Source organism: Mycolicibacter terrae (assembly GCF_010727125.1).
In the GTDB taxonomy this organism is placed as follows: Bacteria; Actinomycetota; Actinomycetes; order Mycobacteriales; family Mycobacteriaceae; genus Mycobacterium; species Mycobacterium terrae.
In genome coordinates this window covers 2566508-2587346 of record NZ_AP022564.1, presented here as the reverse complement: position 1 = coordinate 2587346, position 20839 = coordinate 2566508, and the positions used below count along the sequence as shown (strand labels likewise).

At 70.0% G+C, this 20839-nt stretch carries 17 protein-coding genes; 9 read left to right on the top strand and 8 right to left on the bottom strand.

From position 1 onward, the window contains the following. The first annotated feature begins 10 nt into the window (after positions 1 to 10). The 3 genes from G6N23_RS12480 to G6N23_RS12470 are packed head-to-tail and all read left to right on the top strand — an operon-like array spanning position 11 to position 5375. Entirely contained in the window at positions 11 to 2344 is a 2334-nt protein-coding gene (locus G6N23_RS12480) for a Tex family protein (RefSeq protein ID WP_085261102.1), read from the top strand. Positions 2345 to 2359: 15 nt separating this feature from the next. After that, complete coding sequence (locus tag G6N23_RS12475) at positions 2360 to 3751, top strand: FAD-binding oxidoreductase (RefSeq protein ID WP_372508899.1); 1392 nt, start codon at positions 2360 to 2362, stop codon at positions 3749 to 3751. Between the two features lie 55 nt (positions 3752 to 3806). Beyond that, entirely contained in the window at positions 3807 to 5375 is a 1569-nt protein-coding gene (locus G6N23_RS12470; RefSeq protein WP_085261101.1) for an acetolactate synthase large subunit, read from the top strand. 9 nt (positions 5376 to 5384) lie between these two features. On the opposite strand, the gene G6N23_RS12465 is transcribed toward G6N23_RS12470, so the two are convergent. After that, entirely contained in the window at positions 5385 to 6032 is a 648-nt protein-coding gene (locus G6N23_RS12465) for a cutinase family protein (RefSeq protein WP_085261100.1), read from the bottom strand. A gap of 160 nt (positions 6033 to 6192) precedes the next feature. Further along, on the bottom strand, positions 6193 to 6906 hold the full coding sequence (locus tag G6N23_RS12460) for a cutinase family protein (protein WP_085261099.1): 714 nt from the start codon (positions 6904 to 6906) through the stop codon (positions 6193 to 6195). Positions 6907 to 7263: 357 nt separating this feature from the next. Here G6N23_RS12460 and G6N23_RS12455 point away from each other — a divergent pair, with 357 nt between their 5' ends. Continuing rightward, positions 7264 to 8802 carry an Hsp70 family protein gene (locus G6N23_RS12455; RefSeq protein ID WP_162291749.1) on the top strand — a complete coding sequence of 513 codons (1539 nt, stop codon included), beginning with the start codon at positions 7264 to 7266 and terminating at the stop codon, positions 8800 to 8802. A gap of 3 nt (positions 8803 to 8805) precedes the next feature. On the opposite strand, the gene G6N23_RS12450 is transcribed toward G6N23_RS12455, so the two are convergent. Next, positions 8806 to 9885, bottom strand: a complete 1080-nt coding sequence (locus G6N23_RS12450) for a class I SAM-dependent methyltransferase (RefSeq protein WP_085261171.1) — start codon at positions 9883 to 9885, stop codon at positions 8806 to 8808. A gap of 114 nt (positions 9886 to 9999) precedes the next feature. Here G6N23_RS12450 and G6N23_RS12445 point away from each other — a divergent pair, with 114 nt between their 5' ends. After that, a complete protein-coding gene (locus tag G6N23_RS12445) occupies positions 10000 to 10689 on the top strand; it encodes an SHOCT domain-containing protein (protein WP_085261097.1) in 690 nt (229 codons plus the stop codon). A gap of 61 nt (positions 10690 to 10750) precedes the next feature. On the opposite strand, the gene G6N23_RS12440 is transcribed toward G6N23_RS12445, so the two are convergent. From G6N23_RS12440 to G6N23_RS12430, 3 genes are read right to left on the bottom strand one after another with little or no spacing between them, the layout of a single operon-like run. Beyond that, entirely contained in the window at positions 10751 to 11374 is a 624-nt protein-coding gene (locus G6N23_RS12440; RefSeq protein ID WP_085261096.1) for an MBL fold metallo-hydrolase, read from the bottom strand. Next, positions 11371 to 12456, bottom strand: coding sequence for an S-(hydroxymethyl)mycothiol dehydrogenase (locus G6N23_RS12435; RefSeq protein WP_085261095.1), 1086 nt, complete (start codon positions 12454 to 12456; stop codon positions 11371 to 11373). The genes G6N23_RS12440 and G6N23_RS12435 overlap by 4 nt, the downstream gene beginning before the upstream one ends. A gap of 10 nt (positions 12457 to 12466) precedes the next feature. Beyond that, positions 12467 to 14263: an N-acyl-D-amino-acid deacylase family protein gene (locus G6N23_RS12430; RefSeq protein WP_085261094.1), complete on the bottom strand. Its 1797-nt coding sequence runs from the start codon at positions 14261 to 14263 to the stop codon at positions 12467 to 12469. Positions 14264 to 14406: 143 nt separating this feature from the next. Between G6N23_RS12430 and G6N23_RS12425 the strand changes: the two genes are divergently transcribed. After that, positions 14407 to 15240: a serine hydrolase domain-containing protein gene (locus tag G6N23_RS12425; protein WP_085261093.1), complete on the top strand. Its 834-nt coding sequence runs from the start codon at positions 14407 to 14409 to the stop codon at positions 15238 to 15240. Positions 15241 to 15371: 131 nt separating this feature from the next. Further along, on the top strand, positions 15372 to 15884 hold the full coding sequence (locus tag G6N23_RS12420; RefSeq protein WP_085261170.1) for a DUF3145 domain-containing protein: 513 nt from the start codon (positions 15372 to 15374) through the stop codon (positions 15882 to 15884). A gap of 73 nt (positions 15885 to 15957) precedes the next feature. Here the strand turns inward: G6N23_RS12420 and G6N23_RS12415 are convergent, their stop codons facing one another. After that, positions 15958 to 16836 (bottom strand): diacylglycerol kinase, encoded by an 879-nt coding sequence (locus G6N23_RS12415; protein ID WP_234808629.1) that lies wholly within the window; start codon positions 16834 to 16836, stop codon positions 15958 to 15960. Between the two features lie 23 nt (positions 16837 to 16859). Then, complete coding sequence (locus G6N23_RS12410) at positions 16860 to 18449, bottom strand: FAD-binding oxidoreductase (protein ID WP_095173810.1); 1590 nt, start codon at positions 18447 to 18449, stop codon at positions 16860 to 16862. 56 nt (positions 18450 to 18505) lie between these two features. Here G6N23_RS12410 and G6N23_RS12405 point away from each other — a divergent pair, with 56 nt between their 5' ends. Both G6N23_RS12405 and G6N23_RS12400 read left to right on the top strand, forming a co-directional pair. Beyond that, positions 18506 to 19084: a TetR/AcrR family transcriptional regulator gene (locus tag G6N23_RS12405; RefSeq protein WP_085261090.1), complete on the top strand. Its 579-nt coding sequence runs from the start codon at positions 18506 to 18508 to the stop codon at positions 19082 to 19084. Then, a complete protein-coding gene (locus tag G6N23_RS12400; protein WP_085261089.1) occupies positions 19081 to 20628 on the top strand; it encodes a glycerol-3-phosphate dehydrogenase/oxidase in 1548 nt (515 codons plus the stop codon). Before G6N23_RS12405 ends, G6N23_RS12400 begins: the two co-directional genes overlap by 4 nt. The last annotated feature ends 211 nt before the right edge of the window (positions 20629 to 20839 follow it).

Below are 20839 nucleotides of genomic sequence, written 5' to 3'. Positions count from 1 at the left end.
GTCCGTCGGCGTGACCGAGAACGTAACGCTCAAACCGGTGAACGCCCGTCTTGCGCAGGAACTGGCAGTCGCGGAGCGGCAGGTCGCGGCCGCCGTCGCCCTGCTCGACGAGGGGGCGACGGTGCCGTTCATCGCCCGCTACCGCAAGGAGGTCACCGGCAGCCTGGACGACGGCCAGCTGCGCAGCCTCGAAGAGCGGCTGCGCTACCTGCGCGAGCTCGACGACCGTCGGGCCGCCGTCCTGGCCTCGATCCAGGAGCAGGGAAAGCTCACCGACCAGCTGCGGAACGCCTTGCTGGGCGCCGAGACCAAGGCTCGCGTCGAGGACATCTACCTGCCCTACAAGCCCAAGCGCCGCACCAAGGCGCAGATCGCCCGCGAAGCGGGCCTGGAACCGCTGGCCGACCGGCTGCTGGCCGACCCGACGCCGGACCCGCAGCGGATCGCGGCGGAGTTCACCGGCGAATCGGTGACCGACGCGGCCGCAGCGCTGGAAGGGGCGCGCGCCATCCTGGTGGAACGGGCCGCCGAGGACGCCGAACTGGTGGGCGCCATCCGGGAGAAATTCTGGTCGGCCGGTTGCCTGCGGACCGCGCCGCGGTCGCCCGAGGCCGCCCGAAATGCTGCGGCACAGAAGTTCCGGGATTATTTCGAGTTCAGCGAGGCGCTGGAATCCATGCCGTCGCACCGGGTGCTGGCGGTGTTGCGCGGTGAGAAGGAGGAGGCCCTGGCGCTGGCCTTCGACGGCGGCGACGGCGAGCCCTATCAGGCGATGGTCGCCCGGTCGCTGGGCGTGGACATGACCGCACCCGGCGAGGCGACGCCCTGGCTGGCCGAGACGGTGCGGTGGGCCTGGGAGACCCGGCTGGCGTTCTCCGCGGCGGTCGACGCCCGGATGCGGCTCAAACAACGCGCCGAATCCGATGCGGTCGTGGTGTTCGCCAAGAATCTCAAGGACCTGCTGCTGGCCGCGCCGGCCGGCAACCGCACCACGCTCGGGCTCGACCCGGGCTTTCGGACCGGGGTGAAGGTGGCCGTCGTCGACGGCACCGGCAAGGTGCTCGACACCTGCGCGATCTTCCCGCACCAACCCCAAAAGCAGTGGGACCAGGCCAAGGCGACGCTGGCGGCACTGATCGCCCGGCACGCCGTGGAGCTGATCACCGTCGGCAACGGCACCGCGTCACGGGAGACCGACGCCCTGGCCGGCGAGCTGATCGCCGACCTCACGTCCGCGGGCGCCGCCGCACCGGCCAAGGCGATGGTCAGCGAGGCCGGCGCCTCGGTGTATTCGGCCTCGGCCTACGCCGCACACGAACTGCCCGATCTCGACGTCACCCTCCGCGGAGCGGTGTCGATCGCCCGGCGACTGCAGGATCCGCTGGCCGAGCTGGTCAAGATCGAGCCGAAGTCCATCGGGGTCGGCCAGTACCAGCACGACGTGACACCGGGAAACCTGGCGCGCAGCCTCGACGCGGTCGTCGAAGACGCCGTGAACGCCGTGGGTGTGGACCTCAACACCGCCTCCGCGCCGCTGCTGGCCAAGGTGTCGGGGGTGTCGGAATCGTTGGCCGAAGCGATCGTGGCCCACCGCGACCAGGCCGGGCCGTTTCGCAATCGGGCCGCCCTGCTCGACGTGCCGCGGTTGGGGCCCAAGGCATTCGAACAGTGCGCCGGGTTTTTGCGCATCCGTGACGGCGACGACCCGCTGGACTCCTCCGGGGTGCATCCGGAGGCCTACCCGGTGGTCCGGCGCATCCTCGACCGCTCGGGAGTCGCGCTGGCCGAGATCATCGGCGACGAACGGCTGCTGCGGTCGCTGAAGCCCGGCGACTTCGCCGACGACCGGTTCGGGATCCCGACGGTGACCGACATCCTCGCCGAGCTGGAGAAGCCCGGGCGCGACCCGCGGCCGGCGTTCTCCACCGCGACGTTCGCCGCGGGCGTGGAGAAGGTGGCCGACCTCAAGGTGGGCATGGTTTTGGAGGGGGTGGTGACCAACGTGGCGGCCTTCGGCGCCTTCGTCGATGTCGGTGTGCACCAGGACGGCCTGGTGCACGTCTCGGCGATGTCGGACCGCTTCGTCTCCGATCCGCACGAGGTGGTCCGCTCCGGCCAGGTGGTGAAGGTGAAGGTCGTCGACGTCGACGTCGACCGCCAGCGGATCGGGCTGAGCCTGCGGCTGGGGGACAAGCCCGCCCGCGGCCCGGCCGCCAAACCGGCTGCGCGGCGCGACACCGGCAAGCAGAATCGGGGGGACCGGCGGAGTAACGCCCCCGGCCGTCGGGACGCGGCCCCGACCGGCGGGTCAATGGCCCAAGCGCTGCGTGACGCCGGATTTTAGAGAGTGAGGGCGGTTATGGGGATGGTGGACAGCGCACAGGCCGCGGTCGCGCAGGAGTTCGCCGACATCGTCGGCGACACCGGGCTGCTCACCGGCGACCAGATCGGTCCCGACTACGCCCACGACGAGGCGCTGGTCGGCGCACCGGTGACGCCGCGTTACGTCGCCCGCCCGCAGACCGCCGAACAGGTGGCGGCGCTGCTGGCCGCCGCCACGGAGGCCAAGGTCCCGGTGACCGCCCGCGGGTCGGGCACCGGGCTGTCTGCCGGCGCCCGGCCGTGTGCCGACGGGCTGCTGATCTCCTTCGAGAAGATGAACGCGATCTGCGAGATCGACACCGACAACCAGGTCGCGGTGGTGCAACCCGGGGTCACCCTGGCCGACCTCGACATCGCGACCGCCGAGGCCGGGTTGATGTACACCGTCTTTCCCGGGGAGCTGTCGGCCAGTGTCGGCGGCAATGTCGGCACCAACGCCGGCGGTATGCGTGCGGTCAAATACGGGGTGACCCGCCACAACGTGGTCGGGCTGCAGGCCGCCCTGCCGACCGGTGAACTGATCCGCACCGGAGGCCGGATCACCAAGCTGTCCACCGGATACGACCTGACCCAGCTGATCATCGGCTCGGAGGGCACCTGCGCGCTGGCCACCGAGGTCACCGTGCGGCTCTACCCGCGGCTGGCGCACTCGGCCACCCTGCTGGCCCCGTTCGCCGACCTGCCCGCGGTGATGCGCGCGGTGCCGACGGTGGTGCGCAGCGGTGTGGACCCGGTGATCCTCGAATACGTCGACAAGCTCACGCTGGCCGCGATCAGCTACTCGCAGAACCTCAACCTGGGCATCCCCGACGCCGTCCGCGAGACCGCCGAGGCGCACCTGGTGATCGGGGTGGAGAACCGTGACCGCGACCGCCTCGACGACGACGTGGCCATGCTGGGCGAGTTGCTGGGTTCGCTCGGGGCGGTCGATGTCTATGTGCTGGAGGGTAATTCGGCACACGCTTTGATCGAGGCCCGGGAGAGGGCGTTCTGGACGGCCAAGGCCGCCGGCGCCCACGACGTCATCGACGTGGTGGTCCCGCGCGCGGTCATGCATGAATTCTTCACCCGGGCACAGGGTTTCGCGCAGCAGGCGGGCGCCGGGGTGGTCGGCTGCGGACACGCCGGCGACGGCAACGTTCACCTGGCGGTGTTCTGCGCCGACGACGATGTCCGGCACCGGCTGCTGCACGACATCTTCGCCGCGGCGATGGCGCTGGGTGGCGCGATCTCCGGCGAGCACGGCCTGGGGCGGGTCAAGACGCAACATTTCCTGGAACTGGAGGATCCGGTCAAGATCGCCCTGATGCGCCGGATCAAGGAGGCCTTCGACCCGGCCGGGATCCTCAACCCCGGCGTGCTTGTATAGCCAGCAGATTGCGCGCGTCCCGCATTCCTCGGTGCCCGTCAAGAAAGGCAGCCACATGACCAACGGAGCACAGGCCCTGATCACCACCCTGGTCGACAGCGGCGTGCAGGTCTGTTTCGCCAACCCCGGCACCTCCGAGATGCACTTCGTGGCCGCCTTGGACGCGGTGCCGCAGATGCGCGGAGTGCTGTGCCTGTTCGAAGGCGTGGTGACCGGCGCGGCCGACGGCTACGCCCGCATCGCCGGGAAACCCGCCGCCACCCTGCTGCACCTGGGCCCCGGGCTGGGCAACGGCCTGGCCAACCTGCACAACGCCCGACGCGCGCACGTGCCGGTGGTCAACGTCATCGGCGATCACGCCACCTACCACAAGAAATACGACGCGCCGCTGGAATCCGACATCGAACCGCTGACCGACTGGACCCACGGCTGGGTGCGCCGCACCGGCACCGGGAGCGAGATCGGCCGGGATGCGGCCGAAGCGGTGGCCGCGTCGATGGCCAGCCCCGCGCAGGTGGCCAATCTGATCCTGCCCGCCGACATCTCCTGGGACGACGGGGCGCAAGCCGCGGGCCCGGTCGAACCGCTCGCCGCGTCCGCTCCCGACGCGCAGGCGGTCGCCGAGATCGCCGAGGTGTTGCGCAGCGGCGAGCCGGTGGCGCTGCTCATCGGCGGCCCCGCCGTGGCCGACGTCGGCGCACTGGAGGCCACCGATCGGATCGCTGCGGCGACCGGGGCCCGCGCGCTGGTCGAGACCTTCCCGGCCCGATTGGTCCGCGGTGCCGGGGTGCCGGCGATCGACCGGCTCGGCTACCTGGCCGAGCAGGCCGCGTTCCAACTCGACGGGATCAAACACCTGGTGGTCGCCGGAACCCGGGCCCCGGTGTCGTTCTTCGCCTACCCCGGAAAGCCCAGCGATCTGGTCCCCGAAGGCGCTGTGGTCCACAATCTGGCCGGCCTCGAGACCGACGTGGCCGCCACGCTCAAGCAGCTGGCCGAGGCGGTGGCACCCGGTGTGCAGCCGCGACCGGCACCCGCTGCCGCCCCGGAACTCCCGGCGGGACAACTGACCCCGCAGAACTGGGTGCAGGTGATCGGCGCGCTGCTGCCCGACAACGCGATCATCTCCGATGAGTCCAACACCTCTGGCCTGATGCTGCCGGCGGCCACCGCCGGGGCACCGCGTCACGATGTGCTCACCCTCACCGGCGGAGCGATCGGGCAGGGACTGCCGGTCGCGTTGGGCGCGGCCGTCGCCGCGCCGGATCGGCCGGTGATCGCGCTGCAGGCCGACGGCAGCGCCGTCTACACCATCTCCGCGTTGTGGTCGATGGCGCGGGAGAACGTCGACGTGACCACGGTGCTGATCAACAACAGCTCGTATGCCATCCTGCGCATGGAACTGGCCCGCGTGGGCGCCGAGGGCGAAGGGGGCCACGGCCCGAAAGCCGAAGCCCTGCTCGACCTGTCGCGGCCGAACATGGATTTCGCCAAGATCGCCGAGGGGTTCGGGGTGCCGGCGAGCGTAGCGACCACCTGCGAGGAACTCGCCGAACAGTTCCGCCGGGCCCTGGCCGAACCGGGACCGCACCTGATCGACGCGCGGGTCCCGAGTGTCTTCTGACCCCGCGGTCTAGCTGATCGTCAGGCGATTCGCGGCGAACGCGGCACCCTCGTCGGCCTTGCCGTCCTGCACATACATCAGGTGCGGGACCACGCTGCCGCTCTCTTCGCAGTAGATGTCACCGGCGAGGCAGAAGGTGATGCTCTTGGGGTGGTACGACGCGGCGAGCACCGGCAGCGGGCCACCCCACAGTGAGGTGGAGTACGGACTCGACGGCGTGCCGAAGAGCGCCACCGCGACGACATGGCGGGCGACCGCCGGCGGCAGCGAATTGCTCGACATCTCGATCACGCTCGCGCCCTGCGAGTAACCGCCGAGCACGAGTTTGGTGTTCGGGCAGTTGGCGATGGTGGCCTGGATGTGCGCGGTGGCGTCGTTCTCACCGAGCAGCGCGCTGTTGCGGTAGTCGGTGCTCGCCGGGTATTCGACCGGGTAGACCTGCACGTCGCGGCCGGACAGCTGCTCCTTGAGTGACGCGACGAAAGCCTCCCCGACGTCACCGAGACCGGGGGGCTGCCCCGAGCCACGGGCGAACACCACCTCGGTGTCCGGGCAGGGTTCGGCGGCGGCGCCCGGCGTGCCCGCCGGCGTACCCAGCAGCGCCCCCGCCAGCATCAGCGGGGCAGCGACGGTGCGAACGGTGTCACGCAGAGTCATCCTTGAATGCTGACATGCCGCCGCCCCGCGAGCCGCCCGCGGGTCGGTATTCCACCGTCGTCGAGGCCATCACCTGGGCCGTGCGAGCCGCCGCCGGCCGGCACGGACGGCGATGCCATCAGCAAACCGCAGCGCGGGTACCGGCCGGTGAACACGGTGGTTACAGCCGGTTTGCCGCGTAAGCGGCACCTTCGTCGGCGATCCCGTCGTAGGCGCCCGGTGCGTGGGCCGCAAAATTCATTCCCTCCGAGCAGACCGGGTCTTCCGGCGTGCACAGCTGGATGGTCTTGGCCATGTAGGCGGGACCGATGACCACAGGCGGCTGGCCCAGGAAGTTCATCGCCCGCTCGTTCGGGGTGCCGAAGAGGACTACGGCGGCGACATGGTCAGCCACCTCGGGGGGCATCGGCCGTGGTACATCGACCCCTTCCACCCCGTCCGGGATGGCATTGGCGGTGGAGAACCCCATCACCGCGGCGCCCTGCGAGAAGCCGCTGAGCACCATCTTGGTCTTGGGGCAATTCGCCGCGGTGGCCTCGATGTGGGCGGTGGCGTCGCGGATGCCCTGAATACCGGTCGGCCAGTCGTTGGTGGCGGGGTAGTCGACCGCGTAGACGTCCATGGAACGCTCACCGATACGGGGCCGGAGCGCGTCGACGAATGCTTGCCCGGTCTCGCCGATCCCGACGGCCTCGTCCGTGCCTCTAGCAAACAAGACTTGGACATCGGGACAGGGCTCGGCGGAGGCGGAGGGAGGGGTGACGGTGGTGCTCTGCAGCAGCCAGGTCAGCGCCAGCACCACACCGAGGGAGCGAAGGATCCGGGGTGTGTTCACCCGTACATGGTGGCATAAGTCGTGGCGCGATGTAGGCATACAATGCTGGGAATTCACGTAATAGCGGGTCCTCAGGCGACGGGTTCTCGCACCGCTGTGCAGATCATGTCGAAGGTCTGAACCACGACTGAGACCCGCTGCGGTTAGCGTGCGGTTACCGTCCCGTGTCCGGCTGGTTTCGACGGGCCGACCACCCGGTATCGGCGCTGGATCGGTCCTGGAGCAAACTCACCACGCGACAGCACCCCCCGGGTCTCCGGTGCCTGTCGCGGGCCTCACCGCGAGCCGTTCGGCGCACCAATGGCGCTGCAATGCCGGGTAAACCGAATGTTCATCGATAAAATTGCTGACGATCCGGTGCGTTCGACCGCCGGTGGACACCGTGGACGGGACAGCATGGCGCATGACACAGGCCCCGCGATGGGCATGTCCGTCGGAGCGACCACTCTGGCGGCGGTCACCGCCGATCGCGCTATCACCCGCCGGCCGGTGCTGACGCTGTTCCGCGATCGCCCCTCCCAGATCGGCATGCCGTCGGAGAATTCCGCGGTCAATGCCGCCCTCGACGAACGCGGTTTGGTGGTGACCGACTTCGTCGACCGGGTCGGCGGCGGCGGGCCGGTGGTGGCCGGTGACGGTTCCACCCACCGCGCCGAGCAACTGCTCGGCGACGGACTGCACGCGCTGGCCTACGCGGCGACCGAGGGACGGCCGATCCCTCCCGCGGTGGCGGTGACCCACCCCGCCCACTGGTCGCGGGAGGCCGTCGCGGCACTGCGTACGGCGTTGGGGCGGGTCTCGGAGTGGGCACAGCATCCGGTGACACTGATCTCGGACACCACGGCGGTGCTGACCGCTCTGCGGGCCAATCCGGGCCTGCCCGACCACGGCGTCATCGCGGTGTGCGACTTCGGCGGCAGCGGAACCAACATCAGCCTGGTCGACGCCGGGCGTGGTTGCGAACCGGTCGGCGCCACCCGCCGCATCACGACGTTCTCAGGCGATGTGATCGATCAGGCGCTGCTGGACCATGTGGTGGCCGATCTGGGCGGCAACGGCGACGGACCCCCGACGGTCGGGTCGCTGACCAGGTTGCGCAACCAGTGCCGCGATGCCAAGGAGCAACTGTCGACCGAGACGGTGGCCGAGCTCGCGGGATTTCACGGCGGTGTCTGGCTGACCCGCGCCGAACTCGACGAGGCGCTGCGCCAACCGCTCGACGGATTCTTCACGGTGTTGCAGAACACCTTGGACGACAACAGCATTACACCCGACGACCTGTCGGCGATCGTGTCTGTCGGTGGCGGGGCCAACATGCCGACCGTCACGAACGGGCTGTCGCAACGCTTCGGGGCCCCCGTCATCAGCTCGCCTCGACCACAGCTGACCGCAGCCATCGGCGCCGCGCTGAGCGTCGCCGGCAATGTGGTGGCCACCCCGAAGAAGACGCCGCCGCCGGCCGAGCCGCCACCGTTCCCCGAGACCGTCCCACCGCCGGTAGAACCCCCACCGCCGCCGGCCGACAACCCGCCGGACGCGGCGCTGAAACCTCTGATCACGCCGCCGCCGGCCCGGCCGGCCCCGGTACCGCCGCGCCAGCCTGCCGCGCCGGAACCCGAGGAGATCGGCGTCCGCGGTGGCGTCCAGTGGTATCGCCGGCCGGTGCCGGTGGTCATCCTGGCCGCACTGGTCGCGATGCTGTTGGGCACGCTGGCCGTGCTGGTGCTACGGCACGCCTCCGACGGCGAACCGGACTCCGGAGTGCCGACGATGGTGTCGGCCACGACCACCACCACCTCGCCGACCGTCGAGCCGCCACCGGCGTTCGCGCCCCGCCCCGAGCCGATTCCGCCTGCCACGCCGGGGATTCCGGAGGCCCCGGCAAGCCCCGCCTACCCGGCTCCGGAACCCACCGAGGCCCCGGCCGGCCCGTAGCTGTCACCCCGCTCGCTTGGCCAGCACCACCAGCGCCAGCGGAATCTGCACCTGCTGCGGGCTGTTCGCGAGCCGGGCGGCGACACCGGCTTCCAAACGCTGGACGAACTCGGCCGCCCGCGGGTCGCCGGGCCGGCTGGCCAGCGCGGCGGCCAGCGTCGGGAAGATCGCGGCGCTGGTGAAGGTGGCCCATTGGGTGCCGAGTGCGCCTGCGTCCCGGTCGAGCTGATAGCGGCTCCAGAACCGGTCCTCGGCGTCGAAGACCTCCAACTGCTCGATTGTCAGCGCTTCGAACCGCCCGGCCGGGGCGAACGGTGCGCGCAGCTCCTTCTCGCTGCGGCCGAGCACCGGGATCGTCATCCGGGCGAGCTCGTCGCGGCTCAGAAAGCCCTCGCGCACCTGCTCGTCGAGGACCGTGACGATCGCGTCGAGCACGGGCTGGTAGCCGGAACGGCCCGCCGCGTCGACCCCAGCGGTCAATACCAGCAGCTTGCCGCCGGGGGCCAGTTCCCGGCCGCGGAAGGCCAGGAAGTCATGCCAGTCCTGGGCGGCCCGGCGCAGATACTCCTGGCGCGCGGCGGCATCGTCGCTGTGGTCGACATGGACGTGGTCATCGAATTCGGGCAGCTCCTCGGCGGGCGGGCGCAACCACATCGTCGCCCAGGATGTCCAGCCCAGATTGACGCTCTGCGACGGCAGGATCTGGGCGTAGAAAGACCGGCCGATCGCGGAGGGGAAGCTGGCCGCGTCCTTGCGGGTGTAGCTGTCCGGATCGTCGGCCAGCGTCCTGAACAGCGCGGTGAAGTCGTTGTCGGGCAGGTCGGTGTGGGTCACCAGTACGGCGTGGTCGGGCCGGGTGCGCCGGCGGAAGGCCGCGATGGCGGCGCCGATCGGGAGCAAGGAGTTGTAACCGGTGGCCGCGCCGTAGTCGGCGACGACGATCGGGCGCGGGGCGGGGGGCAGTGGAACCGTCGCCGCCAGCTGCTCGAACACAGTGGTGGCATGGGCCAGCCCGGCAGCCTGCAATCGCCTCGAGGGGGTTCCGGCAGGCTCCGGACGGACGACGATGCTCGACTCTGGCATGTCCACCTCCGACCGCCGCAGGTTTTCGCCGACACCCCGACGGTAGCGAATGCGGCGGAAGCCGGTTCGGCGTCGACGGGATCTGCCCGGGTGCCGGCGTGGCACACTGCCCGAATGAGCGCTGCGCGGGCGATCCGACGGGTTGCGGTCCCGGTCTCGGTGGCCCTGATGATCGTCGGCGTCGTCGGTTTCGTGGTCGCGCTGGCCCTCAACGCGTTCGTGCTGGACCGCTACAACGCGTACGGCGAGGTGCCCATCCCGGGGACCGGCAGCGTCCGGTTGCCGGCGGGTGAGGTGACGGTGAGTCTGCATACCAAGGTGATCTCCAGTCCCAGCGGCGGCGGCCTGCCGGTGCCGCCGCTGAGCGTGGACGTGCAGTCGCCGGCCGGGGTGGCCGACCCGGAGTTCGAGGAGAGCATCGGGGGCACCACGACGGTCAACAACGACACCCGGCGACGGCTGTGGCGGATGCGGGTGGCGGCGGCGGGCGATTATCAGATCACCACCAATGGGGAGGTCGGCGGATTCATCGCCCCGCGGCTGGCCTTTGGAGCCCCCAGTGCCCACGGGTCGCTGGTGTGGGTGTTCCCGGTGGTGTTCGCGGTCGGCGTCGTGGGCGTGATCGGAGCACGGTTCCGCCCGGCCCCCCGCCGCCGCCCGGCGCCGGCCGGCGCGGAATTCTTTCCCGACGGCGAGGGCGTGCGTATCGAGCAGCTCAAAACGATTACGGCACTGCGTGATTGCGGGGCATTGACGCAAGCTGAGTTCGAGACCGAGAAGCGGCGAATCCTCGACGGACGCTGAGGATCAGTGGCTGTGTTGTGGGGCCGCTTCCTCTTCACCGCTCGTTCCTCGCGGTGCATCGTCAGTGGCCGCGGGCCACCCAGTCGTCGTAGTTGACCAGTTCGTCACCGATACGGGTGTTGTCCCCATGGCCGGTATAGACGACGGTGTCGGCCGGCAGCTTGCCGAGCTGCTCGGAGATCGACGCCAGGATCGTCGGGAAGTCCGAAAACGAGCGCCCGGTGGCTCCCGGACCACCGGAGAACAACGTGTCGCCGCTGAACACCGCGCCCAGATCCGGCGCGTACCAGCACACCGAGCCCGGCGAGTGACCCGGGGTGTGCAGTGCCCGTAGCTCGGTGCCGGCCACCCGCAGCGTCTGGTTCTCCGAGATCGGCTCGAAGTTGCTGTCCGGATGCGTCATCCGCCACAGCATCTCGTCGGCCGGATGCAGCAGCACCGGGGCATCGAGGGCTTCGCCCAGCTCCGGCGCCACCGTGATGTGGTCGTTGTGCCCGTGCGTACACACCACCGCCGTCACCCTGCGACCGCCGACCGCATCGAGGATCGGGGCCGCATCGTGGGCGGCGTCGAAGACCACCACCTCCGAGTCGTCACCGACGATCCAGATGTTGTTGTCGACTTCCCAACTGCCACCGTCGAGTTCGAAGGTGCCGTGGGTGACGACGCGCTCGATGCCGCTCACAGCACCACCACCGAACGCAGCACCTTGCCGTCGTGCATTTTGTGGAAGGCTTCCTCGATGTCGTCGAGACCGATGCGTTCGGAGACGAATCTCTCCAGCGGCAACCGGCCCTGCAGGTACAGGCTGATCAGGGTCGGGAAGTCGCGTTCGGGCAGGCAGTCGCCGTACCAGGACGACTTCAGCGACCCGCCGTGGGAGAAGAAGTCGACCAGCGGCATCTCCAGGCGCATGTCGGGCGTCGGAACACCCACCAGCACAACGGTTCCCGCCAGGTCGCGGGCGTAGAACGCCTGCTTCCAGGTCTCCGGGCGGCCCACCGCATCGATCACCACGTCGGCGCCGAAACCGTCGGTGAGCTGCTGGATCGTCTCGACCGGGTCCTGGGTGCGGGCGTTGACGGTGTCGGTGGCGCCGAAGTCGCGGGCCCAGGCCAGCTTGGTCTCGTCGGTGTCGACGGCGATGATGCGCCGGGCACCCACCAGGGCCGCACCGGCGATCGCAGCATCGCCCACGCCGCCGCAGCCGATCACCGCCACGGTGTCGTCGCGGGTGACGCCGCCGGTGTTGATCGCCGCGCCCAGACCGGCCATCACCCCGCAGCCCAGCAGCCCGGCCACCGCGGGATCGGCGGCCGGATCGACCTTGGTGCACTGCCCTTCGTGCACCAGGGTCTTGTCGGCGAATGCTCCGATACCCAGCGCCGGGGTGAGTTCGGTGCCGTCGGCCAGCGTCATCGGGACCGACGCGTTGAAGGTGTCGAAGCACAGGTGCGGCCGGCCGCGCTTGCAGGCCCGGCACTGCCCGCACACCGCACGCCAGTTCAGGATCACGAAGTCTCCGGGCTCGACCGCGGTCACCGCCGAACCCACCGCCTCGACGGTGCCGGCGGCCTCGTGGCCCAGCAGGAACGGGTAGGAGTCGTTGATGCCGCCGTCCCGGTAGGTCAGGTCGGTGTGGCACACCCCGCAGGCGGTGATGGCCACGACGACGTCGTTAGGGCCCGGATCGGGGATCACGATATCGGTGACCTCGACCGGTTTGCCCTTTTCGCGGGAGATCACGCCGCGCACTGTCTGACTCATGGGGACAACCTTAGGTGCCCGGTGCGGCGCCCTGCGCTGTGGCTTGCGCCGCGACCGCGGGGGTGCGGGTATCGGCGCGCAGGAAACTTCCGGTGCGTTGCGTGCCGAGCACGTCGGTGGACCGGCCGTTCAGGAACACCGCGCGCCCGGAGACGAACACGGCCGTCACGGTCTGGTCGTTGCGGTTCACCATGCGCGACATTCCGCCGTACTGCGCGAAGGGTTCCTCGACGTAGGCGTCCAGCGTGGCGTCGAGGTGGGCGGGGTCGACGACCAGTACGTCGGCACGATCGCCGACCCGCAGGTGCCCTGCGTCGATGCGGTACCAGTCGGCCAGTTCGCCGGTCAGCCGGTGCACCGCCTGCTCGACGGTCAGGAACGGCTGCCCGGCCTGCTCGGCAGCGGTGACGTGGCGCAGCAACCGCAGGCCCATGTTGTAGAACGCCATGTTGCGCAGGTGTGCGCCCGCATCCGAAAAACCCATCTGGATCCCGGGCTCTCGGGCGATCTTCTTGAGTACCTCGGGCCGGTGGTTGGAGATCGTGGTGTGCCAACGCAGCGCGGTGCCGTGTTCGAGCACCAGGTCGAGGAACGCGTCGACCGGGTGCACCCCGCCGCGGTCCACCCCGACCTGACCGAACGACTTGCCGATCACCGACGCGTCGGGGCAGTCGACGATCTCGGCGTCGAAGAAGTCACGATGCCAGACCCGCGGACCGTACTTGTTCGCGTAGTCCTTGCGGAAGCGCCGCCGGTAACCCTCGTCGCGCATCAGCTCGTCGCGTTCGACGTACTCCCGCAGGTGCAGTGCCTCGGCGCCGGAGCCGAACTCTTCGAAGATCACCAGGTCGATGCCATCGGCGTACACCTCGAACGGCACCGGCAGGTGCTGCCAACGGAAGTCACCGCCCAGCTTGTTCAGCATGCGCGACGCCTTGATCATCGCCGGGATAGCCAGCGGATTGCTCTTGACGTCGGCGGCGGCCAGCAGGCTGGTCTTGAGCGGGCGGCGGAAGATCCCCAGGGCCTGGGCCAGTTGTGACAGCACGTCGAACGGGTTCTTGACGTCCGGGCCGGCCTGCAGAATCCGTCCGCTGCGGCGCAGCTTCGACTTGAGCCGGCGCAGTTCCTTCGGCTTGGCATACGTCGACGGCAGGGTGCGCGAGCGGCAGGTATCGCCATCGATCTTGTCGAAAAGCAGCTGCTGGGAAGACATTCCGACAAACCCCGCCTGCAGCGCCTCGTCGAGCATCTGCTCCATGCGGGCCTGCTCGGCCGCCGTGGGCCGCACGTCGGCGCGGGTGGCGCGGTCGAGTCCCATTGTCGCGGTGCGCATGTCCGAATGCCCGATGAACGCGGTCACGTTCGGGCCCAGCGGCAGCTGCTCGAGGCTGGCGATGTAGTCCGCACAGCTCGACCAGGTCTTGAACCGGTCAATGGTGTCGACCACGTACTGGCGCGGGATGGCCTCCACCCGTCCGAACAGGTCGCCGGCATCCTGACCGTCGACATGGATGATGGACAGTGAGCAGGAGCCCACCAGCACCGTCGTGACGCCGTGGCGTAACGACTCCGACAGCGACGGGGCGGCGAGAATCTCGACGTCGTAGTGGGTGTGGATGTCGATCAGCCCGGGCAGCACCCATTTGCCGGCGGCGTCGATCACCTGGCCGCAGCCCGCCTCGTCGAGAGGGTCGGCGGTGATCGCGGCGATGTGGCCGTCGCGGATACCGATGTTGCGGATCGCCGACGGGGCGCCGGTGCCGTCGAACCACCGGCCGTCGCGTATCACGGTGTCAAAGCTCACGGGTGGTCTTCCTTTCCACGGGGTGCCACTCCAGCATGGCCCGCGCTACCGCCGAAGTCTTGACATCTGCGGACTTACTTCGACCGGAACGGACCCTGCGCGGTGCGCGGCAGGAGCAGAGCCCGAAGCTAGGCTGGCTGCCGATGTCCGCAGCTGAAACCCTAGCCGTCCTCGATGACTGGCCCGTGGACCACGCGGCCGCCGCCGTCATCGGTCCGCAGGGGGTGCTGGCCAGCCACGGCGACACCTCGCGGCCGTTCTACCTGGCGTCGGTGACCAAGCCGCTGGTGGCTCGGGCGGTGCAGGTCGCGGTCGAGGAGGGGGCCGTCGAGCTGGACACCCCGGCCGGGCCGCCCGGCGCGACGGTGCGGCATCTGCTCGCACACGCGTCCGGGCTCTCCGCCGACTCCGACCGGGTCCTGGCCAAGCCGGGCACCCGGCGGGTGTACTCCAACCACGGCTTCGCGGTGCTGGCGCAGGCGGTGCAGGACGCGTCCGGGATCGAGTTCGGCCGCTACCTGACCGAGGCGGTGTTCGAACCGCTGGCGATGTCGGCCAGCCGGCTCGACGGTGGCGCCGCGGCGGCCGGCTTCGGGGCCACCTCGACCGTCGCCGACCTGGCCGCGTTCGCCGGAGACCTGCTGGCACCGGTCACGGTGTCGCGGCAACTGCACGCCGAGGCGATCAGCGTGCAGTTTCCCGGACTGGACGGCGTGCTGCCCGGTTACGGGCCGCAGCGGCCGAACGACTGGGGGCTGGGGTTCGAGATCCGCGACGGCAAGTCGCCGCACTGGACTGGGGCGGCCAACTCGGCGCGGACCTACGGTCATTTCGGCCAGTCAGGCACTCTGATCTGGGCAGATCCCGCGATCGAGCGGGTGCTGGTGGTGCTCACCGACCGGGACTTCGGTGATTGGGTGACGCCCCGGTGGACCGAGCTGGCCGACGCGGTCGTGTCGGAGTGCAGCAGGGACTAGCCAACAGGCGTCTCACGAGGCACAATAGACACATACATCACTAATAACCCGGAGTTCGCGGCAGCACCGTTCCGCACGGTTCCACCAGGTCGTTGGGGAAGACGTCCCTCGTGGATCCGAAGGAGCAACTGATGCGCGCGACGAATCAATTCGCCGACGTGACCAGCGGCGTGGTGTACGTCCACGCGTCGCCGGCGGCGGTGTGCCCGCATGTCGAGTGGGCACTGACCTCGACGTTGAACGCCCAGGCCAAGCTCAACTGGACGCCACAGCCGGCCATGCCGGGACAGCTGCGTGCGGTGGTCAACTGGGTCGGACCGGTGGGTACCGGAGCTCGACTGGCCAGCGCGCTGCGTTCCTGGTCGGTGCTGCGTTTCGAGGTGACCGAAGACCCCAGCGCCGGGGTGGACGGCCAGCGGTTCAGCCACACCCCGCAGCTGGGGCTGTGGAGCGGGGCGATGAGCGCCAACGGTGACGTGGTGGTCGGTGAGAACCGCCTGCGCACCATGATGGCGGCCGGCGCCGACGCGCTGGCCGCCGAGTTGGAAACCGTGCTGGGCACCGCCTGGGACGAGGCCCTGGAGGCCTACCGCGACGGCGGCGACGGCGCGGAGGTGTCCTGGCTCAGCCGCGGCGTGGGCTGAGTCCCTAGCGCGAGCAGACGCAGAATCGCACGGCGCAATCCTTGCGCGTGCGATTCTGCGTCTGCTGGCGGGGCTAACGGCGACGCAGGATCTGCAGCGCGCCCGGCACCGCCGACACCGTCACCGGCAACGGGGCGACGAAGTCCCCGTCGGCGTAGGCGTTGATGCCCGGGCACTCCACCCGGATCGAGGCCGCCCGCCGGGTGCTCACCTCGTCGAGGTCGACATGGGTGCCCTTGAACACGGTGGGGAACAGCCGGATCAGCTTGGTCCGCGACCCCGAGTGCACCATCGTGACGTCGAGCAGCCCGTCGCTGTGATCGGCGCCCGGACAGATCTTCATACCGCCGCCGTAACTGCGGGTGTTGCCGAACGCCGCCAGCGTCAGATCGATGGCGAGCGGCTCGTCGTCGTCGAAGGTCAGCCGGAACGGCAGCAGCCGCAGCTTGGAGATCTCGGCCACCATGGCCAGGTTGTAGCGCATCCGGCCGTGCGGCCAGCGCATCCGGTTGACGCGATCGCTGACCAGTGAGTCGAATCCCGCGGCCATCACGGTGCCGAACCAGGACGGTTCGCCGGTGTCGGGGGCGATACGTCCGAGGTCGACCGTCTCCGTCCAGCCGTCGACGACGATGTCGGCGGCCGCCTCGGGATCACCGGTGGGCAGGCCGTATTCGCGGGCGTGATCGTTTCCGGTGCCGGCCGGCACGATGCCCAGTGGCACCTCACCGAGCGCCAGCGCCTGCAGCGCCAGCGAGATGACGCCATCGCCACCGGCCACCACCACGGCGTCGGTGCCCGCCGCCAGTGCCTCGTCGAGCAGCTGGCGCGCCTGGCGGGGATCGGCGCCGACGAGGTGGTTGACGTCCACGCCGCGTTGCTGGAAACGGGCCAGTGCCCGCTCGGCCGCGTGCCGCGCGTTGCCGTGCCCGGCCGCCGGATTGGTCAACATGGTGACCCGGCTGATGGAGCGCGTCACGGGATCAGCTTGCCGGGGTTGAGGATTCCCGCGGGATCCAGGGTGGCCTTGACCGCCCGCAGCACCTGCACCCCGAGTTCGCCGACCTCGTCGCGCATCCACGGCCGGTGGTCGGCGCCGACGGCGTGGTGGTGGGTGATGGTGCCGCCGTTGCTCATGATCGCCTCGCTCGCAGCGGTTTTCGCTGCGCGCCACTGCTCGATCGGATTGCCGCGCTGTCCGGCGACAACTGTGAAGTACAGCGACGCGCCGGTCGGGTAGACGTGCGAGATGTGGCACAACACCAGCGCGGGCGTGCCGCTGTCGGCCAGCGCGGTGGTCAGCGCCTCGGTGACGGCGGCCTTGAGCGTCCCGATATTGGACCAGTCGGTGGCGGTCTCCAGCGTTTCGCACAGCGCCCCGGCGGCCAACAGTGAATCCCGCAGGTACGGAGCGGAGAATCGGCCGTGCTCCCAGGCGCGTGCCGGACTCTCACCCAGCGAGGTGCCGCCGTGCGCGGCCAACACCGCCCGGGTTTCGGCGTGCCGGCTCTCGGTGTGCTCGGCGGTTCCCTCGAACAACGTGATCGCCAGGCAGCCGCCGGTGATCTGCTGTTCGCCGATCTGCTCGGTGCTGGCCAGGTTGACGCCGGTCTCGGCCTCGTCGGAGAGCCGGACGACGGTTGCGCCGGTCCCGGTCTGGGTGATCGCCCGCAGCGCCGCGGCGCCGGTGGCGAAGTCGGGGAACGACCAGGCCTCATAGCGCGTGGTCGCCGGCACCGGATGCACCCGCACCCGGACCCGGGAGATGACGCCGAACACACCCTCCGAGCCGATCAGCAGCTGGCGCAGGTCCGGCCCGGCAGCCGACGCCGGGGCGCGCCCCGGGTCCAGCACCCCGGCCGGGGTGATCATCCGCAGCCCGCGGACCATGTCGTCGAACCGGCCGTAGCCGGCCGAATCCTGGCCCGAGGAACGGGTGGCGGCGAATCCGCCGAGGGTGGCGAACTGGAAGCTCTGCGGGAAATGGCCGAGCGAGAAGCCGCGCTCGCCGAGCAGCCGTTCGGCGTCCGGCCCGGTGACCCCGGCGCCGAACTCCGCTTCGCCGGAGATCTCGTCGAGGCTGATCAGTTGATGGAAGCGCCGCAAGTCCAGTGACACCACCGCGGCGAAGTCGCCGCGAATCGGATCGAGGCCGCCGACCACGCTGGTGCCACCGCCGAACGGGACCACCGCGATGCCGTGTGCGCTGCAGTAGGTCAGGATCTCGCTGATCTGGTCTTCACCATCGGGACCGCCGGGCAACAGCACCGCATCGGGTGCGTCCTGGGGACCGGATCCGTTGCGCCGCAGCAGGTCCAGGGTGGACTTTCCTCCGGCGCGCAACAGCCGGCCGGGCTGATCGACCCGGCAGAACTCCTCGCCGACGATCGCGGCCAGGGCGCGGCGGTCGGCATCGGGGAGCGCCGACGGTCGCAGCGGAACCTGACCCGGGTCGGCTTCGGCGGCGTCGGCGCCCTCGATGCCGAGCGCCGCTTTCAACAGTTGACGGATGCCGTCGGACAGCGGTTTGGCCGCCGTGGGGTCGCCCCAGGCGTTCCACTTCATCGGGGGAGAGAGAACATCCTGGGCGTCGGACGGAGTCATGCGTTACAGTATTACATATGCTGTCAACCAGTAATGATGAACAGCTCGATGTGGGGGAGCGGATCCTCGACGCCGCGGCGAGCTGTCTGCTCGCGCTCGGAGTCGAGCGGGTGACCCTGGCGGCCATCGCGCGCCGCGCCGGCGTCAGCCGTCCCACCGTCTACCGGCGCTGGCCCGACAGTCGATCGGTGATCGCCGCGCTGCTCACCGCACGGGTCACCGATGCCTGGACGGGGCTGGCGCCAACCGGTACCGGGCGCCAGGCGCTGGTCGACCGGATCGTGGCGGTGGCCGCGCGGCTGCGGCACGACGAGGTGGTCATGCAGGTGCTGCATCACGCGCCGGACTTGGCGATGGTCTACATCGCCGAGCGGATGGGAGCCAGTCAACGGCGGCTGGTCGACCTGGTGGCCGCCGAGCTCGCCAGCGCCCAGAACGGCGGCGGGGTCCGGGCGGGTGATCCGCGTCAGCTGGCCGCGATGTGTCTGCTGATCACCCAGTCGGCGATCCAGTCGGCGCAGATCGTCGCGCCGATTCTGGACGAGAACGCACTGGCCGCCGAACTGGCCTACGCGCTGAACAGGTACCTGTCGTGATAGCCGACGCGGCACTCCACGCCGTCCGCCGCTCCGCCGAGCTGACGGCTCTGGCCGAGCGCCCGGCTGTTGATGTCGTCGTGATCGGCGGCGGGATCACCGGCGCCGGCATCGCCCTGGACGCCGCCAGCCGGGGCCTGCGGGTGGTGCTGGCCGAAAAGCACGACCTGGCGTTCGGCACCAGCCGGTGGAGCTCCAAACTGGTGCACGGCGGGCTGCGATACCTGGCGACCGGCAACGTGGGCATCGCGCGGCGCAGTGCGGTCGAGCGCGGAATCCTGATGACCCGCAACGCTCCTCACCTGGTGCGGGCGATGCCGCAGCTGGTGCCGTTGCTGGGTTCGATGCGGCGGCGCGATCGGGCACTGGTGCGCGCCGGGTTTCTCGCCGGTGATGCGCTGCGCCGGCTGGCGGGCACGCCGGCGACGGTGCTGCCCCGCTCACAACGGATCTCACGCGAACAGGTCATCGACTTGGCGCCGACCGTACGCCACGACGGCCTCGACGGTGGGCTGCTGGCCTACGACGGGCAGTTGATCGACGACGCCAGGTTGGTCACCGCGGTGGCCCGCACCGCAGCCCAACACGGCGCGACGATCCTGACCTATACCGCGGCGTCGAACGCCACTGGCGAGTCGGTTCGGCTGACCGACCAACGTTCCGGCGAGTCGCTCGACGTCACCGCGCGGGCCGTCATCAACGCGACCGGGGTGTGGGCCGCCGACATCGACCCGGCGCTGCGGTTGAGGCCGAGTCGCGGCACCCACCTGGTCTTCGACGCGGCGGCCTTCGGCAACCCGACGGCCGCGTTGACCGTGCCGATACCGGGTGAGCTGAACCGGTTCGTCTTCGCCATGCCCGAACAGCTCGGCCGGGTCTATCTGGGACTCACCGATGAAGAGGCGCCCGGACCAATTCCCGATGTGCCGCAACCTACTTCAGGCGAAGTATCTTTCTTGTTGGACACCGTCAACACGGCGCTGGGAACCACCCTGGGCGGCGGTGACGTCATCGGTTCCTATGCGGGTCTGCGCCCGCTGATCGACACCGGGCAGGGCCGTACCGCCGACGTCTCGCGCAACCATGCCGTCGTCGAGTCGGCGTCGGGGGTGCTCAGCGTGATCGGCGGCAAGCTGACCGAGTACCGGCATATGGCCGAAGATGTGCTGGACCGGGCTGTGCGATCGCGGGCGCTGCGCGCCACCCCCTGCCGGACCCGTGACCTGCCGCTGGTGGGTGCGCCGGCCAACCCGGGAGTTGTCCCTTCGGCGGCGCCCGCACCACGCGCCCTGCCCGAATCGCTGGTGGCACGCTACGGGGCGGAGGCGGCCAACGTGCTCGCCAGCGCTACCTGCCGGCGACCGGAAGACCGCGTGGCCGACGGGATCGACGTGATCCGCGCCGAGTTCGAGTACGCGGTCAGCCACGAGGGGGCCCTGACCGTCGAGGACATCGTGGATCGGCGGACTCGGATCGGTCTGGTTGCTGCCGACCGGGAGCGGGTGCTCGGGGTGGCGCAGGAGTTCGTCGCGGCCACCGATTGAGTCACCGGACCCGGCTACGGTATTCGCCGTATTCCGGGCCGTGGTGCTGACGCAGGAAAGCCTCTCCCGCAACACCTGAGGATGGAACAGCCACAACGCGGCGACGAGGTAGGTCAACGGTATCCAACCGGATCCTCGTGGGCCGGCCCGCGAGCGTGCACAGTTGTACACCGCGACCGGCGTGTCGACGGGCAAACACGCCCGCTCGCGG